16 protein-coding genes and 1 pseudogene are annotated in these 16,300 nt (G+C 51.5%); 7 read left to right on the top strand and 10 right to left on the bottom strand.

Going from position 1 to position 16,300, the window contains the following annotated elements:
* The first annotated feature begins 7 nt into the window (after positions 1 to 7).
* A complete protein-coding gene (locus IB144_RS26165) occupies positions 8 to 946 on the top strand; it encodes a LysR family transcriptional regulator (RefSeq protein WP_064824458.1) in 939 nt (312 codons plus the stop codon).
* 51 nt (positions 947 to 997) lie between these two features.
* Here the strand turns inward: IB144_RS26165 and IB144_RS26170 are convergent, their stop codons facing one another.
* The 3 genes from IB144_RS26170 to IB144_RS26180 are packed head-to-tail and all read right to left on the bottom strand — an operon-like array spanning position 998 to position 3,333.
* Entirely contained in the window at positions 998 to 2,536 is a 1,539-nt protein-coding gene (locus IB144_RS26170) for an IS66-like element ISKpn24 family transposase (protein ID WP_104897368.1), read from the bottom strand.
* 48 nt (positions 2,537 to 2,584) lie between these two features.
* Positions 2,585 to 2,932, bottom strand: coding sequence for an IS66 family insertion sequence element accessory protein TnpB (gene tnpB, locus IB144_RS26175; protein WP_000612626.1), 348 nt, complete (start codon positions 2,930 to 2,932; stop codon positions 2,585 to 2,587).
* On the bottom strand, positions 2,929 to 3,333 hold the full coding sequence (locus tag IB144_RS26180; protein WP_000839182.1) for a transposase: 405 nt from the start codon (positions 3,331 to 3,333) through the stop codon (positions 2,929 to 2,931). Before IB144_RS26180 ends, tnpB begins: the two co-directional genes overlap by 4 nt.
* A gap of 65 nt (positions 3,334 to 3,398) precedes the next feature.
* On the opposite strand from IB144_RS26180, the pseudogene IB144_RS26185 reads away from it, so the two are divergent.
* Positions 3,399 to 3,520, top strand: a pseudogene (locus IB144_RS26185) (hypothetical protein); the annotation flags it as partial.
* Complete coding sequence (locus tag IB144_RS26190) at positions 3,502 to 3,699, top strand: hypothetical protein (protein ID WP_310902697.1); 198 nt, start codon at positions 3,502 to 3,504, stop codon at positions 3,697 to 3,699. The pseudogene IB144_RS26185 and the gene IB144_RS26190, both read left to right, overlap by 19 nt.
* Here the strand turns inward: IB144_RS26190 and IB144_RS26195 are convergent.
* From IB144_RS26195 to IB144_RS26215, 5 genes are all read right to left on the bottom strand, one after another.
* Entirely contained in the window at positions 3,693 to 4,655 is a 963-nt protein-coding gene (locus IB144_RS26195) for a sugar-binding transcriptional regulator (protein WP_064357841.1), read from the bottom strand. The two genes, IB144_RS26190 and IB144_RS26195, sit on opposite strands and share 7 nt — an antisense overlap.
* Before the next feature lie 219 nt (positions 4,656 to 4,874).
* Positions 4,875 to 5,525, bottom strand: a complete 651-nt coding sequence (gene dhaL / locus IB144_RS26200) for a dihydroxyacetone kinase subunit DhaL (RefSeq protein WP_064357840.1) — start codon at positions 5,523 to 5,525, stop codon at positions 4,875 to 4,877.
* A 1-nt stretch (position 5,526) separates the two neighbouring features.
* Positions 5,527 to 6,531 carry a dihydroxyacetone kinase subunit DhaK gene (locus IB144_RS26205; protein WP_064357838.1) on the bottom strand — a complete coding sequence of 335 codons (1,005 nt, stop codon included), beginning with the start codon at positions 6,529 to 6,531 and terminating at the stop codon, positions 5,527 to 5,529.
* A 111-nt stretch (positions 6,532 to 6,642) separates the two neighbouring features.
* Positions 6,643 to 7,902: an MFS transporter gene (locus IB144_RS26210; protein WP_064357836.1), complete on the bottom strand. Its 1,260-nt coding sequence runs from the start codon at positions 7,900 to 7,902 to the stop codon at positions 6,643 to 6,645.
* Positions 7,903 to 7,977: 75 nt separating this feature from the next.
* Positions 7,978 to 9,090 (bottom strand): alcohol dehydrogenase catalytic domain-containing protein, encoded by a 1,113-nt coding sequence (locus IB144_RS26215; RefSeq protein ID WP_064357907.1) that lies wholly within the window; start codon positions 9,088 to 9,090, stop codon positions 7,978 to 7,980.
* 345 nt (positions 9,091 to 9,435) lie between these two features.
* Here IB144_RS26215 and IB144_RS26220 point away from each other — a divergent pair, with 345 nt between their 5' ends.
* Genes IB144_RS26220 through tkt form a run of 3 tightly spaced genes read left to right on the top strand, consistent with a single transcriptional unit; the run spans position 9,436 to position 12,892 of the window.
* Positions 9,436 to 9,900 (top strand): RpiB/LacA/LacB family sugar-phosphate isomerase, encoded by a 465-nt coding sequence (locus IB144_RS26220; RefSeq protein ID WP_064357835.1) that lies wholly within the window; start codon positions 9,436 to 9,438, stop codon positions 9,898 to 9,900.
* Positions 9,901 to 9,922: 22 nt separating this feature from the next.
* Entirely contained in the window at positions 9,923 to 10,873 is a 951-nt protein-coding gene (gene tal, locus IB144_RS26225; RefSeq protein ID WP_064357833.1) for a transaldolase, read from the top strand.
* A 21-nt stretch (positions 10,874 to 10,894) separates the two neighbouring features.
* A complete protein-coding gene (tkt, locus tag IB144_RS26230) occupies positions 10,895 to 12,892 on the top strand; it encodes a transketolase (protein ID WP_148722914.1) in 1,998 nt (665 codons plus the stop codon).
* Positions 12,893 to 13,112: 220 nt separating this feature from the next.
* On the opposite strand, the gene IB144_RS26235 is transcribed toward tkt, so the two are convergent.
* Positions 13,113 to 14,027 carry an IS5 family transposase gene (locus tag IB144_RS26235; RefSeq protein ID WP_327629989.1) on the bottom strand — a complete coding sequence of 305 codons (915 nt, stop codon included), beginning with the start codon at positions 14,025 to 14,027 and terminating at the stop codon, positions 13,113 to 13,115.
* 602 nt (positions 14,028 to 14,629) lie between these two features.
* Here IB144_RS26235 and IB144_RS26240 point away from each other — a divergent pair.
* On the top strand, positions 14,630 to 15,178 hold the full coding sequence (locus IB144_RS26240) for a GNAT family N-acetyltransferase (protein WP_023320124.1): 549 nt from the start codon (positions 14,630 to 14,632) through the stop codon (positions 15,176 to 15,178).
* A 122-nt stretch (positions 15,179 to 15,300) separates the two neighbouring features.
* On the opposite strand, the gene IB144_RS26245 is transcribed toward IB144_RS26240, so the two are convergent.
* On the bottom strand, positions 15,301 to 16,269 hold the full coding sequence (locus IB144_RS26245; RefSeq protein ID WP_072193976.1) for an IS5-like element IS903B family transposase: 969 nt from the start codon (positions 16,267 to 16,269) through the stop codon (positions 15,301 to 15,303).
* Positions 16,270 to 16,300: the final 31 nt, after the last annotated feature.

Genomic DNA, 16,300 nt, shown 5'->3' on the forward strand with positions numbered 1-16,300 from the left:
ACTGATTATGAAAAAAAATATTGTTGGTAAATATTACCGCCAGCCTCATGAAGGCTGGCCTTCTGTTGAAGATTTACAAGTGTTTATCACCGTTGCCCGAAACGGTAGTTTCTCCCGGGCAGCGCTTGAGCTTGGGCAATCGGCTTCCTATATCAGTAAACGGATCGCACTGCTTGAAAAAAACCTGAATACCCGCTTATTTTTTCGCAATAACCGGATGGTACGTCTGACCGTTGACGGTGAAAATGCCCTCTCCGGAGCGATACAGCTGGTTGAGCAGATGGGGGATTACGTCAGCAGCATTACAGAGCCGGATGATATGCTCAGCGGCAATATCACCATCAGTTGCTCTTTCGGTTTTGGAAACGAGTATGTTGCCGGGGCGCTGTCAGGGCTGATACGGTCGTATCCAGGGCTTAAAGTAAAATTACTGCTCAGCGATCGCGATGTTGATCTGGTTGAAGAAGGGATAGATATTGAGATACACGTCGGGAATGATTTTAAAGAAATTTATATAGCGAAAAAACTCGCCACAAACCGTCGTATTTTGTGTGCCTCCCCGGATTACCTTCATCAGGCTGGTATGCCATCATCAATTGATGAGCTTGTTGATCATCATTGTCTGATGCTCCAGGAGCGTAATGCTGTTCTTGGAAACTGGGTGTTGACGGATGGACAACAGGAATTTACCTGCCGTCTGAATACGTTTCATACGTCAAACAGCGGCAGTGTTGTGCTGACCTGGGCATTACTGAACCACGGAATTGTATTACGTTCTACCTGGGATGTGGAGAAGTATATCGAAAATGGCAAGCTCATTCATATCCTCCCTCAATGGTATCAGGAAGCGGATATCTGGGCTGTGTATCCTCAGCGTCCGTCTACCAACGGGAGAATTAAAACGTGCATTACTTATCTTACCCGGTACTTTTCTGAGCGATTTTAGCTCCCCGAATTACTGTAAGCGTGCAGCGAGAACCGTATTGACGGGGATGTGTTATTCAGTTGGCAGTGCTACGCGCCAGGGGAGTAGTTCGCTGACCCGGTTTATCGGCCAGTCAGCAATGACGTCAAGGACATAACGGAGGTAGCTTTCTGGCTCCACTCCGTTCAGTTTGCATGTCCCGATCAGGCTGTACAGCAGCGCTCCCCGCTCTCCTCCATGATCCGAACCGAAGAACAGGTAGTTTTTGCGGCCCAGGCTGACCATCCGTAGCGCATTCTCAGCTATGTTGTTATCTGCCTCGGCCCAGCCGTCGTCAGTATAGTAAGCCAGCGCCGGCCACTGGTTCAGTACGTACGTGAACGCTTTCGCCAGTTCTGAGTGTCGCGACAGCGTTTTCACCTTTTCACGCAGCCAGCTTTCCAGGGATTTCAGCCGCGGTTTAGCTTTTTGCTGACGTTCTGCAAGGCGTCGCTTCGCCGGCATCCCCCTTATTTCCGCCTCGATGGCATATAACTCACCGATCCGTTTCAGGGCTTCCTCCGTCAGCGCTGACGGGGTGCGAACGTGCACATCGTGGATCTTGCGGCGGGCATGAGCCCAGCAGGCAGCTTCCGTTATCTGTCCATTGCGGTACAGTTCGTTGAACCCGGCGTACGCATCCGCCTGCAGAACACCGCTGAAGCCAGCGAGATGGCTCTGCGGGTGGATACCTTTTCTGTCCGGGCTGTAAGCGAACCACACTGCCGGCGCCAGCTCTGACCCGGCGTTACGGTCGTCACGAACGTAGGTCCATAACCGCCCGGTCTTCGTTTTCTTATTACCTGGCAACAGCACCGGGACAGGCGTGTCATCAGCATGGAGCTTACCGTCAGTCAGCACATAGTCCTGAAGCGCCCCTTCCAGCGGTGACAGTAGCCGGCAACACGCATCCACCCAGCCCGACAGCAGTGAGCGGCTCAGCTCCACACCCTGGCGGCCGTATATTTCAGACTGGCGGTACAGCGGGGTGTGCTCTGCATACTTTGAACTCAGCACGCGGGCCAGCAGCCCCGGTCCTGCGATACCCCGCTCGATGGGCCGTGAAGGCGCGGGGGCCTGCACGATGGCATCGCACTGAGTACAGGCATGCTTTTCACGTACTGTCCGGATAACCCGGAAGGCGCTGCGCATCAGCTCCAGCTGTTCGGCGGCATCTTCACCCAGGTAACTCAGCGCACCACCACATTCCGGGCAGCATGACGCTGCCGGCAGCAGCCGTTTTTCGTCACGGGGAAGTGATTCAGGGAACGGTTTGCGGGTACGGGTCTGCCGCAGCGGGCGCTGCACGGCCGGGTCATCCACCCGGCCGGTAAGGGTATCGCTTTCTTTCTGCAACTGCTTAAGGTCGGCTTCCATCTGCGCGATACGGCGGGAGACTTTTTCGGAGCGGCTGCCGAAGTTCATCCGGCGCAGCTTATCCAGTTGCGCCTGCAGGTGATCTATTTCGCGTTCACGCTCGTTCAGCTTTTCCAGAAGGGCACGGTTCAGCGCCTCCTGTTCGGCAAGGAGACGTTTCAGTTCATCGATATTGTCAGGAAGTAAGCTGTTCATACCGGGTATATTACCAGGCTCATTCAGCGTCGACCAGGATAAAGAGGCCTACAACATAGTCAGTGACGTAAGCAGTCTTTTAGGCTGCCGCCAGTCGATACCTTCAAGGAGCATCGCCAGCTGTGCCGGTGTGAGGAACACTTTGCCATCCCGGGCTGACGGCCAGGCGAAGCGGCCGCGCTCCAGCCGTTTGGTCAGCAGACACAGTCCATCGCCGGTAGACCAGAGGAGCTTTACCTGACTGCCATTACGCCCACGGAAGATAAAAACGTGACCTGACATCGGATCGTCTTTCAGCGTCGTCTGCACCTTTGCCGCCAGGCCGTTGAAGCCGTTTCTCATATCGGTGATGCCAGCGACCAGCCAGATCTTTGTCCCTGATGGTAATGGGATCAACGTTTGAGCTCCCGTATCAGCAGGTTCAGGATATTTTCGCTGATGGCACCATTCAGACGGAGTGATCCGTGCCGGAACGTCACTTCACAGCTGATATTGAGTGATTCAGGTGCCGCAGCAGCTACAGGTTGTGACCGGGGGGAGGTTGCAGGGACAACATCTTCGGTATCAAGTGTTATCGGGAGCAGCTCAGGCACGTTGTTTTCTGTTGTTGAAGGAGGACGTAGTTTTCCTTCGCGCCAGTACTGGCGCCACTTGAACAGCAAATTATCGTTGATCCCATGCTCACGAGCGAGTTGCGCTACGGAGATCTCTGGTCGATGCGAGAGTTCAACCATTTTGATTTTGAACTCAACGGGATAATTAGGGCTTTTTTTACGCACTGCGGTTAATGATTTCATGGATAGCGTCCACCATATTTGGTGTCCACTATCCTCTCAGGAATATCAGGATCTGCCAGACGGTGCTGAGACGACGCTTACATACAAGGGGCTGCTGAAAAACGATAACCAACTGGCGATGTTATTCACCCTGGCCAACCTGTTTCGGGTGGACCAAATGATACGTCAGTGGGAGAGATCTCAGTAAAAACCGGAAATAACGCCAGAAATGGTGGAAAAAATAGCCTAAATAGGCTGATTCGATGTGTTTGCGGGAAAAAAATCGGCCCAGATCCGCGAAATTTTAATCAGCGAGTCAGCTTGGGAAGAAATGACCTGCTTATTCGCACCTTCCTAAGGTGTTCTTCTGTCATGGCTCGTTACTGACTCATACTTAAAACTGTGCGAATGTTTCTGACACTAGTAGCGATAATATCAATCGCTCCAGTGCGTAAAGCCCCCATAATAGACATCGCTTTGGTCCCTTCTGAAGCAATGGCAATTACGCAAGGGATCTGACGCAGATCTTCAATATTCAGCCCAATAACACGATTATCCATCACTGTATTAACATGATGGCCCTGTGCATTAAAGAAATCATAACCCGCAATATCTCCAATAACGCCCTGATTTAAACTGGCATCGTTAATTTCCTGCGGTGTGAACCAACCCAGCTTGACCATATAACTGTCTTCATTCATATCACCAATGCCTACAAGTGCAATATCCGCCTTGCGTGCCCGGTCGAGAGTCTCCCGAACGGTGGTGTTTTGCAATAACATCTCTTTTAGCTGAATATTTTCCACATAAGCTGGTGCATATAGTGACTCGCTGCTGCCACCAAATTTTTTCGCCAGCAGGCGGCTGATATGGTCGGCATTAATGACATCTCCAGTACGATGGGTACCACCAGTGCCGCATATAAAACGACAATCCCGTCGCGAGATTGCACCGGATTTTTCCGCTACAGCTGCTACATTACGACCCTGGCCTACCGCTACTACCATATTATCCTTCAAGATATTATTCAGATACCCGGATACCAGCGAAGCGACCTGACGGCGCTGTTCTTCCTCATCAGGATAATCTAGTGCAATCAGAGCGCGGCTAATAGAAAAACGCTCCTTGAGCTGCTTTTCAAGCTGGGCACTGAACACTGGATGATAGCGGACGTTGATCTCTACGATCCCTGCCTCTTTCGCCCGTTTCAGCAGTCGACCCACTTTAATGCGCGAAAATCCGAATTTTTTCGCGATTTCCTCCTGCGTCACTTCATCACAATAATAAGCAACAGCGATTTCAGTAAGAAGTTCATATTCTTGTGAGACTTGAGATTTATCCATTCAGAGCGCTTCCTGGGCTGTGGAGATGATAAAAAATATTACGGCAGTTGTGGTTAATTGTGGTTGATATCAACTGCGTAATATCTCGTACCTGATGCCAATTGCTTCAGGCATAGAAAGATGAATAACAGGATACTGCAGGATGTCGTTGATAGGAAGTTCATGTGACGAGCAGACGCCGGAGAGGGCGTCTGCTATGAAAGTAATCGTTAGACATAGCTATGCCGGATCGAGCACTTTCTGCGTAGTGTCCGCTAATTGAGTTAGCAGTAAGCAGCAGGAGGTGGCGCCGGCATCCAGCACTCCGCGCGAGCGTTCACCTAGTCGGCTGGCTCGACCAATTTTTGCAATCAGGTCGCGAGTTGAATCGCGTCCTGCTGCCGCTGCGGTTTTCATCGTTTCCAGCGCCTCGTCAAAGGTAGCTCCGTTTTGGAGTGCTTTACGAAAGGCATCAATCGCCGGACAGAGAGTATCCATCAAGCACTTATCACCCGGCTGTGCGTTGCTGATGTCCTGTAGCTCGGTCAGACCGTTTTCCAGCATTATCAAAAAATCGTGTTTGGTCAGTACATTTTTGCCGCGTGCGCCTTGTGCCATACCGAAGAAGAAGCTGCCGTACAACGGCCCCATCGAGCCGCCGATACCTTCCATCAGCGCGTCGGAAATAGCATCGAACCCCTCTGCCAGCGTCAGATTTTTGCCTTTCACCGTGTCGCCACAGATGGAGAACCCCTTGGCCATATTAATGCCGTGGTCGCCATCACCAATTGCGCCATCAATCTCGCTCAGATACTCACGGTTGCTGACGATAATATAAATCAAATCGCTGGTAATTTGGGTACCGTGAGCCGTTGAAAGTTGTGTGCCCATCTTATACCTCCACCTGAGTGAGACCGATTGACTGCACTGGAAGATCCATTAATTCTTTCAGTTCCGCATCCACCTTCATAACCGTCAGGGTAACCCCCATCATCTCCAGCGAGGTGAAGTAGTTACCCACATACTGGCGATGAATACGAACCCCTTGTGCGGTGAGCAGTTTTTCCACTTCCGCGTAGTAGATATATAGTTCCATCACTGGCGTAGCACCGAGGCCGGACACTAGCACTACTACTTCGTCACCTGCATTCGGTGTCATATCGGTCGTGATATAATCCAGCATAGCGGCTGCAATTCCTGAGGCCTTCTGGATAGGGGAGACTTCAATCCCCGGCTCGCCGTGATGACCGATACCTATTTCCATGGTGCCGTCTTCAATATGGAAATTCGGATGACCCACTGCCGGAATGGTACATGAAGACAGACCGACTCCGATGGAGTGGCAGTTATCAATCGCTTTCTGCGCAGCACCAATCACGCTGTCCAGGTCATAGCCCTTGGCTGCAGCTGCTGCGCCGACTTTCCACATCAGGATTTCCCCGGCTACGCCGCGGCGTTTGGCCTTGTCACTGGCCGGAGCAGAGGCCACATCGTCGTTCGCAACGACAGTTTTCACCGTCATACCTAATGCCGAGGCTTTTTTGATAGCCATCTTGACGTTCATATTATCGCCAGCATAGTTGCCATACAGGCAAGCCACTCCCGCGCCGCTGTCCGCAGACTTAAATGCATCGAGGAAGGCTCCTGCTGTCGGGGAAGAGAAAATTTCACCAATTGCTACCGCGTCGAGCATGTTCTTACCAACATACCCCAGGAAGGCCGGTTCATGACCGGAGCCTCCGCCGGTCACAATTCCTACCTTGCCCTGAATCGGAGCCTGAGGGTATTTCATGACACGTGAATTATCGGTTGCAGCCAAATATTCCGGGTGCGCTTTCAGATAGCCTTTCAACGCATCTTCGACAACATAATCAGGGTCATTGATAATTCTGTTCATCATAATTCCTTAATGTATTTACATTATAATCAGTCTTTAATTTAAGACCTGCGCTATTTATCATGGATCAGCCAAAAACTGATTCGCGCAGGATTTAATTCGTTAACAGCATCAAAATTCTTTGGCCGTTTTTTTCACATACCCCGGCTCTTCTTTCGGAAGTCGGATGTAATTCATCATAACGGCGGAGGCAATATACAGGCCACTGAAAATCCAAATAACCCCGGAGGCACCAACGCTACCGATAAATACACCGACGATAGCTGGACCAAAGAAGGTGCTAAGACCGGCTCCGAGGTTCAAGACGGACATCGCTGCGCCGCGGTTTTCTGGAGCCAATGACGGCATCATTGCTGACAGTGGCACGTAACCCGCCAGACAGGCCCCGAACATACCGGCTGCAATCACTGTCAGCCAGTAGTTTGGACCAAGAAAGTACGGTACGTAGTAAAACAGTAGGCAGGTCACTGCACAACCCACACAACCGCACCACTGCACAATTTTACGCCACCCTACACCATCACTCAGCACACCTAGAATCAGATTAAAAACAATGTTGACGCCCCATAGCGCGGCATACATATGTAACCATTCAGTACGAGTGAAGCCGAGATCCATCATATAAGTTGGGATGAAGACCACAAAACCATAGGCCCCGGCAGTGTTGATGGTACGTACAATGCCGCCCAGACCGACTTTGGGATTTTCAAAGGCAATGGTTATGCCCTTTTTAACGTAGCTAAAAGAGAGTTTATCCTTAGACTTGCCTGCATTCTGAACTTCTTTGTTACGGTTCAACACTAACGCAATCAATGCACCCAGCACCACGAAAATCAGAGCGCTCCACAGTGTGTGTATTTCACCAAGGTATGGTAGGGCAATACTTGAATAGAACACACCCAATACGCTCAGACCGCCGCTGTAAACGAACCAGAAGATACCCACTGCTGAACCCAGACGCTGTGGTGGCGCTTCATAGGTTACCCACACAAGAAAGCCATAAGCAAAAAGTGGATAACCGAGACCTCTTAACGCATACGTCGGGATCATAATTTCCAGATTGTTACTCGGCAGGCCGTAGCGTAGGAAAATCACCGATCCAACAATAAACAGCGCCAGTCCAACAATCATCACGCGTTTGGGGGAGTATATTTCAGCCAGTACGCCGGAGAACCACGCAGAAATGGCCGCGGCAAAGCCGTATACACTGAAGAGCAGCGCTGATTCTTGTACCGTCATACCGTTTTTAATCAGATAAGGCGACAGCCATCCTTGCTCCAGCCCTTCCCCCATCATAAACACCATAACCCCTAAATAACCCCAAATCAGTTTTACCGGCAAGCCCGTTTTCTGAGATAACCACATAAACATGTTTAGTGCCTCTATAAAGCAGGCTGCAGTGACACAGCCTACGGTCGGGAAGTTTATTTTTTTATTGCGCCAGGATTATAGATTTGGGTCCAGGACGACCTTAATGGAACCTACACCACGTTTCATCATTTCGAAACCTTCGGCGAACTGGGACAGCGGCAGGATCTGTGTCACTACACCTTCAGTCGGGAAGTCTCCGTTTGCAATGCCTTCGATGACCAGTGGGTAGCAGTACGGGCCGAGGTGCGCTCCCAGCACGTCCAGCTCTTTACGGTCACTGATGATGCTCCAGTCGACGGTTACTGGATCTTTAAATACTGAAAATTCCACAAAAGTGCCGAGTTTGCGGATCATTTTAAGTCCTTGATCAACGGACTGTTGTGCACCGGTTGCTTCAATGTAAATATCGCAGCCGTACCCTTCGGTCATTTCCTTGATGAGTTCAACCACATTGTCGCGCTTCGGATTCAACACGATGTCGGCACCAAATTTTTTCGCTAGCGCCAGACGGTCATCAGAAAGATCCAGCACGACCAACTTCGCCGCGCCGGACTTTTTAATAGCTCCGACCATTCCGAGGCCGAGGGTACCAGCACCCGCCAACACGACAATGTCGCCGAGTTTAATGTTTGCGCGTTGTACCGCATGTAGGGAGCAGGCATAAGGCTCAATCAGAATAGCTTTCTCAATCGGCATATCATCCGGTACGTGATAGTTACGGCCTTCTTTCGTGAACTTCATGTACTGCGCCATACCGCCGTTGACGTTATTTTGGAAACCATACAGGTCGTGTTTTTCACACATCCAGTACTGACCGCGCTGGCAGAAACGGCACTTTTCACAGGGCACAATCTGCTCGGAAATAATACGATCGCCCAGTTTAAAGTCGGTCACACCCGGACCGTAGCCCACCACATGGCCGATGAATTCGTGACCCGGAATCATCGGTGCCTTTATATAAGCAGGTTGATTCTCATCACCCCAGAAGCTCGGTGCGCCGTCAAAGGCCTTGGTATCGCCAGCGCAGATGCCGCACGCTTCTACTTTCACCAGTATTTCATGTGGACCGATTTTCGGTACTGGTACGTCCTGCAGACGGTAGTCGTAAGGGGCGTATGCCACCACAGCTTTCATTGTTTCAGGAATACCATCTGCCATTACTACTTTGTTTTCACAGGATACACACATTTGTTTGCCCTTAATCGCGTGATGAAGAAGTTGCGTTGCTTGATACATATGAAATGTACATGAACATATGAATGATCGCAGTGCGAGGTTTAGTAATTGTGAAGCCCATCAAAAAATATCGTCCGGTAGACCGCACTTGCCATTAAATTGGTCATTTAGCTCTTTTTTGTTATTTATTTGTTAATATAAAGATTTTATGGCACGCAAACAAAGCAGCCCTGTTGTCAAAAAAATAAAACATATGTTCGAAACTTGTTTTTGTGTTCATCTGGACGTATTCTGGCTACAGAACATATGATCAATCACTGTACTTTGGTATCAAGGTATTCCTGGAGGACAAAAAACATGACTATGAGCATTGCGATTGGTGCTGATGATGCGGCAGTTGGATTAAAAGAACTTCTTATTGCCCATTTGCAGAGTACCAACTATGAAGTGACCGACTACAGCAACGACTGTGGAGTAAAAAATCCTATATACCCAGATATAGCCTGGACAGTAGCCATGGCGATTAAAGATAAGAAGCACACCCGCGGTATCCTGCTTTGTGGCACCGGCATAGGTATGAATATTGTGGCCAACAAGGTGGAAGATATCCGTTCCGCGCAGTGTCACGACACCTTCTCCGCCGAGCGCGCGCGTAAGAGCAACGACGCACAGATCATCACCATGGGTGCTCGAGTGATAGGACCGGAACTGGCGAAGAAAATCCTTGATGCATGGTTGACTGCTGAATTTGAGGGGGGGGCATCTTTACCGAAGGTGGAGAAAATCAGCCACTACGAGCAGGCCAGTAAAATCAGCGAATAACTCTCTTGCCGAGGAATAAATCATGAACCAGCTTAATGCCCTAAAGGCCATCACCACTGTGGTGGCTGATACCGGTGATATTGACTCAATTAAAAAGTTTGCTCCGCAGGATGCCACAACGAACCCATCACTGGTGTTGAAAGCCGCACAATTGCCGCAGTACCAGCCACTGATTAACGACGCCATCGGTAAGGCACGCAGGCAGGGCGGTAATGAAAGGGTTCAGTTGCTGAACGCCTGTGACCAAGTGGCGGTGGATATCGGTACTGAGGTGCTGCGCCACGTGCCGGGGAGAATCTCCACCGAAGTTGACGCCCGTTATGCTTGGGATCGGGGAATGTGCGTATCGCAAGCACGAAAGATTGTACAGTTATATAAACAAAACGGCGTGGGATGCGAGCGTATCCTGATTAAACTTGCCGCCACATGGGAAGGAATCCGTGCTGCTGAAGAGCTCGAGCGCAGTGGAATTAACTGTAATCTGACTCTGTTGTTTTCCTTCGCCCAGGCACGAGCGTGTGCTGAGGCAGGGGTATACCTGATTTCGCCGTTTGTCGGGCGCATTTACGACTGGTATCAGAAAAATCAGCCGCAGATAGAATACGACGTGGAGACAGATGCGGGAGTAGCGTCGGTACGCAATATCTATCAGTACTATAAGGCGCACGGCTATCAGACAGTGGTTATGGGCGCCAGCTTCCGCCGTCTCGAGCAGATTCAGGCGCTGGCGGGCTGCGATCGGCTGACGATTTCTCCGGCACTTCTTGATGAATTGGCGGTGACTGACGAACCATTGTCACGCCGTCTGGAAGCGGGTTGTGTGACCGACACGCCGCCGTTACCGATGACGCAGTCGGAATTTCTCTGGGAACATCACCAGGACGCGATGGCTGTAGAGAAACTCGCGGAAGGTATTCGCCTGTTTGCCGCTGACCAGATCCGGTTAGAAAATCAAATCCGAGAAATGCTATAAAGAGCAGGGAATAGCATGACGATGCAAAATTCAATTCGAAAAACTTTAGCTAATGTACTGCGCGCACTGAGCATGGATGCGGTCCAGAAAGCCAAATCCGGCCACCCGGGTGCCCCGATGGGTATGGCTGACATTGCCGAAGTGCTGTGGCGTGATTTCCTGAACCATAACCCGAACAATCCGGCCTGGGCTGACCGTGACCGTTTTGTGTTGTCAAATGGCCATGGTTCGATGCTGATTTACAGCCTGCTGCACCTCACTGGCTACGATCTGCCGATTGAAGAGCTGAAAAACTTCCGCCAGCTGCACTCTAAGACGCCGGGGCACCCGGAAGTCGGCTACACCGCGGGCGTGGAAACCACCACCGGTCCGCTGGGCCAGGGTATCGCTAACGCGGTCGGGATGGCTATCGCCGAGAAGACCCTGGCGGCGCAGTTCAACCGTCCGGGCCACGACATCGTCGACCACTTCACCTACGCCTTCATGGGCGACGGCTGCATGATGGAAGGCATCTCTCACGAAGTGTGCTCCCTGGCCGGTACCCTGAAACTGGGCAAACTGGTTGCCTTCTATGATGACAACGGCATCTCCATCGACGGCCACGTTGAAGGCTGGTTCACCGACGATACCGCGAAACGCTTTGAAGCCTATGGCTGGCACGTGGTGCGCGGCGTTGACGGTCACGACGCTGACGCCATCAAACGCGCAGTAGAAGAAGCGCGTGCGGTCACCGACAAACCGTCCCTGCTGATGTGCAAAACCATCATTGGTTTTGGTTCGCCGAACAAAGCCGGTACCCACGACTCCCACGGCGCACCGCTGGGCGACGCAGAAATCGCGCTGACCCGCGAAGCGCTGGGCTGGAAACACGCGCCGTTTGACATCCCGTCTGACATTTATGCTCAGTGGGATGCCAAAGAAGCTGGCCAGGCAAAAGAAGCCGCATGGAATGAGAAGTTCGCTGCCTATGCCAAGGCCTTCCCGCAGGAAGCGGCCGAATTCACCCGTCGTATGAAAGGTGAGATGCCGTCTGACTTCGACGCCAAAGCTAACGAATTCATCGCTAAGCTGCAGGCGAACCCGGCGAAAATCGCCAGCCGTAAAGCCTCGCAGAACGCGATTGAAGCGTTTGGCCCGCTGCTGCCGGAATTCCTCGGCGGCTCCGCTGACCTGGCGCCGTCCAACCTGACCCTGTGGTCTGGTTCTAAGCCGATCAACGAAGACACTGCCGGTAACTACATTCACTACGGCGTGCGTGAATTCGGTATGACCGCTATCGCCAACGGTATCGCGCTGCACGGCGGTTTCCTGCCGTACACCTCCACCTTCCTGATGTTCGTGGAATACGCGCGTAACGCGGTACGTATGGCCGCGCTGATGAAACAGCGTCAGGTGATGGTCTACACCCACGACTCCATCGGTCTGGGCGAAGACGGCCCGACTCACCAGCCGGTAGAGCAGGTGGCTTCCCTGCGCGTGACCCCGAACATGTCCACCTGGCGTCCGTGTGACCAGGTTGAATCCGCGATTGCGTGGAAATATGGCGTAGAGCGTCACGACGGCCCGACCGCGCTGATTCTGTCCCGTCAGAACCTGGCGCAGCAGGAGCGTACCGCAGAGCAGCTGGCAAACGTGGCCCGCGGCGGTTACGTGCTGAAAGATTGTGCCGGCCAGCCGGAGCTGATCTTCATCGCCACCGGTTCCGAAGTGGAGCTGGCAGTGGCCGCGTGGGACAAACTGACTGCCGAAGGCGTGAAGGCGCGCGTGGTCTCCATGCCGTCCACCGACGCGTTCGACAAGCAGGATGCCGCTTATCGCGAATCCGTACTGCCGAAAGCCGTTTCTGCCCGCGTCGCGGTAGAAGCCGGTATCGCTGACTACTGGTTCAAATACGTTGGCCTGAACGGCGCTATCGTTGGCATGACCACCTTCGGTGAGTCTGCACCGGCTGAGCAGCTGTTCGAAGAGTTCGGCTTCACCGTCGACAACGTGGTTGCTAAAGCCAAAGTACTGCTGTAATGGCGTCATTCCCCCGGCAGCTGTTATTGCTGGGGGAACGTTTGCTCTGAGACAGAATTAGCGCAGGATTTTATTCTTGGTCAGATCAATAGCGATTTTGTCCTTAAGGGGGCTTTGTTGAATAAATCAGATTTCGGGTAAGTCTCCCCCGTAGCGGGTTGTGTTTTCAGGCAATACGCACGCTTTCAGGCATACCTGCTTTCGTCATTTTGTTCAGCGCTCATACCAGGGCCATAGCCTCCGCAACCTGACCATCGTAGTCACGCAGTGTCAGTGAACCCCCGAACAGCTGTTTTACCCGGTACATCGCCGTTTCCGCTATCGAGCGACGGTTGTAATCTGTTGTCCATTTCCACCGCGCATTACTCCCGGTCATTCGCTGATTAGCCACTGCACGATTACGGTCTGCATATTCACCGGGCCAGTAACCCGCACCTTTTCGGGGAGGGATAAGCGCGCTGATTTTCTTACGCCGCAGTTCATCGTGACATAGCCGGGTGTCGTAAGCGCCGTCTGCCGATGCTGACCTGATTTTCCGGTGGGTTTGCCGGATTAACCCGGGGAAGGCCTCTGAGTCCGTAACGTTGTTCAGCGACAGGTCAGCGCAGATGATTTCATGTGTTTTACTGTCAACGGCGAGATGCAGCTTACGCCAGATACGGCGGCGTTCCTGGCCATGCTTTTTGACTTTCCACTCGCCTTCACCGAAGACCTTCAGCCCGGTGGAATCAATTACCAGGTGTGCGATTTCACCCCGGGTGGGCGTTTTGAAACTGACATTAACCGACTTTGCCCGCCTGCTGACACAGCTGTAATCCGGGCAGCGTAGCGGAACGTTCATCAGAGAAAAAATGGAACCAATAAAGCCCTGCGCAGCGCGCAGGGTCAGCCTGAATACGCGTTTAATGACCAGCACAGTCGTGATGGCAAGGTCAGAATAGCGCTGAGGTCTGCCTCGTGATGAAGGCGTTGCTGACTCATACCAGGCCTGAATAGCTTCATCATCCAGCCAGAAAGTTATGGAGCCACGGTTGATGAGGGCTTTATTGTAGGTGGGCCAGTTGGTGATTTTGAACTTTTGCTTTGCCACGGAACGGTCTGCGTTGTCGGGAAGATGCGTGATCTGATCCTTCAACTCAGCAAAAGTTCGATTTATTCAACAAAGCTGATCAGAGAATAGATGCTTATATAGTAAATAACCTAGGCACTGGACCCGGAAACGAATTTACGCTGTAAAAATATCCTTCATCGTAAAGTACCCCCTGGAACGTTATGTTTACCAGGGGCTGGGTATTCAACCTCTAAAGGTAGCGCTGATTATGAATGGATCACATTCAGAATCACGCCCTTTACGTCGTAAACGCCGTAAAGCCCGCTCACCGGGGTTAAAAGGGATTACCTTAATTTCTTCATTGCTGATAGCGGGTTAAGGCTAACCAGGGCAGGGGGCTGACAGGCAGAATTTGTGAACCAGGAGCCGGCTGCGCCGGGCGACGGCGCCAGTTACCCGCGGTACTCCATTCAACTTCAGCTGGCGCCTCCATGCCGCTGACGCGGCATTCGCAAGCTTCCCGATGCTGTAGTCTTAACGTCTGCTTTGTGTCAAAAACTGCCCCTGTCTTTTTGTTAACCGCACCACCAATTGTATGGATGTTTTCTATATATCAAGCTACATTGAGATAGCTATTTAATGGCTTAAACAATAATAGACACTATGCTCAGGAAGGAAAAGCGCGGATGCCAATACCTATACTCTATACAGAACGCTTACTGTTAAAACCATTATCCTCAGATGATTCCTCACAAATTCAAAAACTTTATCCTCGCTGGGAGATTGTTCGGTACATGGTTTCATCAGTACCATGGCCCTATCCGGATAATGGTGCCGAGAATTATGTCAATAACGTGGCCTTGCCTGATATAGCAAATGGAATCGCTTGGATCTGGACTATCAGACATCGTGAAACACCTGACAACCTGGTAGGTTTAATCTGTCTGTATGATGTTGAGGATAATAATCGAGGATTTTGGTTAGCTCCGGAGCATCAGGGAAAAGGATTTATGCGCGAGGCCTGTAATGCAGCTACAGATTATTGGTTTAATTCTTTAAATAAGACTGTATTGCGTGCGCCGAAAGCGGCTCTCAATAACCGTTCCAAACGTATTTCAGAAAGCAGTGGCATGCGGCTCATCAGGACTGAAAAGAAAGCGTATGTCAGCGGTATTCTGGATTCTGAGCTATGGGAAATTACCCGTGACGAATGGAATGCTCGTAAGGGTGGATAATACGATTATGTCACGTCTGCTTATCGCTCATAGCGGACCTTGGGGTCTTGCTTTCTGTCCGCTATGGGCTTTGTTGAATAAATCAGATTTCGGGTAAGTCTCCCCCGTAGCGGGTTGTGTTTTCAGGCAATACGCACGCTTTCAGGCATACCTGCTTTCGTCATTTTGTTCAGCGCTCGTACCAGGGCCATAGCCTCCGCAACCTGACCATCGTAGTCACGCAGTGTCAGTGAACCTCCGAACAGCTGTTTTACCCGGTACATCGCCGTTTCCGCTATCGAGCGACGGTTGTAATCTGTTGTCCATTTCCACCGCGCATTACTCCCGGTCATTCGCTGATTAGCCACTGCACGGTTACGGTCTGCATATTCACCGGGCCAGTAACCCGCACCTTTTCGGGGTGGGATAAGCGCGCTGATTTTCTTACGCCGCAGTTCATCGTGACAGAGCCGGGTGTCGTAAGCGCCGTCTGCCGATGCTGCCCTGATTTTTCTGTGAGTCTGCCGGATAAGACCCGGGAAGGCCTCTGAGTCCGTAACGTTGTTCAGCGACAGGTCAGCGCAGATGATTTCATGTGTTTTACTGTCAACGGCGAGATGCAGCTTACGCCAGATACGGCGGCGTTCCTGGCCATGCTTTTTGACTTTCCACTCGCCTTCACCGAAGACCTTCAGCCCGGTGGAATCAATTACCAGGTGTGCGATTTCACCCCGGGTGGGCGTTTTGAAACTGACATTAACCGACTTTGCCCGCCTGCTGACACAGCTGTAATCCGGGCAGCGTAGCGGAACGTTCATCAGAGAAAAAATGGAATCAATAAAGCCCTGCGCAGCGCGCAGGGTCAGCCTGAATACGCGTTTAATGACCAGCACAGTCGTGATGGCAAGGTCAGAATAGCGCTGAGGTCTTCCCCGTGATGAAGGCGTTGCCGACTCATACCAGGCCTGAATAGCTTCATCATCCAGCCAGAAAGTTATGGAGCCACGGTTGATGAGGGCTTTATTGTAGGTGGGCCAGTTGGTGATTCTGAACTTTTGCTTTGCCACGGAATGGTCTGTGTTGTCGGGAGGATGCGTGATCTGATCCTTCAACTCAGCAAAAGTTCGATTTATTCAACAAAGC

This window comes from Klebsiella sp. K4 (genome assembly GCF_014596785.2).
In the GTDB taxonomy this organism is placed as follows: Bacteria; Pseudomonadota; Gammaproteobacteria; order Enterobacterales; family Enterobacteriaceae; genus Klebsiella; species Klebsiella pneumoniae.

What these genes read in the sequence shown, in the direction of transcription:
- tkt (WP_148722914.1), top strand. Translation starts at nt 10,895, where the DNA reads ATGCAAAATTCAATTCGAAAAACTTTAGCTAATGTACTGCGCGCACTG.
- IB144_RS26170 (WP_104897368.1), bottom strand. Translation starts at nt 2,536, where the DNA reads ATGAACAGCTTACTTCCTGACAATATCGATGAACTGAAACGTCTCCTT.
- IB144_RS26215 (WP_064357907.1), bottom strand. Translation starts at nt 9,090, where the DNA reads ATGTGTGTATCCTGTGAAAACAAAGTAGTAATGGCAGATGGTATTCCT.
- IB144_RS26205 (WP_064357838.1), bottom strand. Translation starts at nt 6,531, where the DNA reads ATGAACAGAATTATCAATGACCCTGATTATGTTGTCGAAGATGCGTTG.
- IB144_RS26195 (WP_064357841.1), bottom strand. Translation starts at nt 4,655, where the DNA reads ATGGATAAATCTCAAGTCTCACAAGAATATGAACTTCTTACTGAAATC.
- IB144_RS26165 (WP_064824458.1), top strand. Translation starts at nt 8, where the DNA reads ATGAAAAAAAATATTGTTGGTAAATATTACCGCCAGCCTCATGAAGGC.
- IB144_RS26240 (WP_023320124.1), top strand. Translation starts at nt 14,630, where the DNA reads ATGCCAATACCTATACTCTATACAGAACGCTTACTGTTAAAACCATTA.
- IB144_RS26210 (WP_064357836.1), bottom strand. Translation starts at nt 7,902, where the DNA reads ATGTTTATGTGGTTATCTCAGAAAACGGGCTTGCCGGTAAAACTGATT.
- IB144_RS26220 (WP_064357835.1), top strand. Translation starts at nt 9,436, where the DNA reads ATGACTATGAGCATTGCGATTGGTGCTGATGATGCGGCAGTTGGATTA.
- dhaL (WP_064357840.1), bottom strand. Translation starts at nt 5,525, where the DNA reads ATGGGCACACAACTTTCAACGGCTCACGGTACCCAAATTACCAGCGAT.
- IB144_RS26180 (WP_000839182.1), bottom strand. Translation starts at nt 3,333, where the DNA reads ATGAAATCATTAACCGCAGTGCGTAAAAAAAGCCCTAATTATCCCGTT.
- tal (WP_064357833.1), top strand. Translation starts at nt 9,923, where the DNA reads ATGAACCAGCTTAATGCCCTAAAGGCCATCACCACTGTGGTGGCTGAT.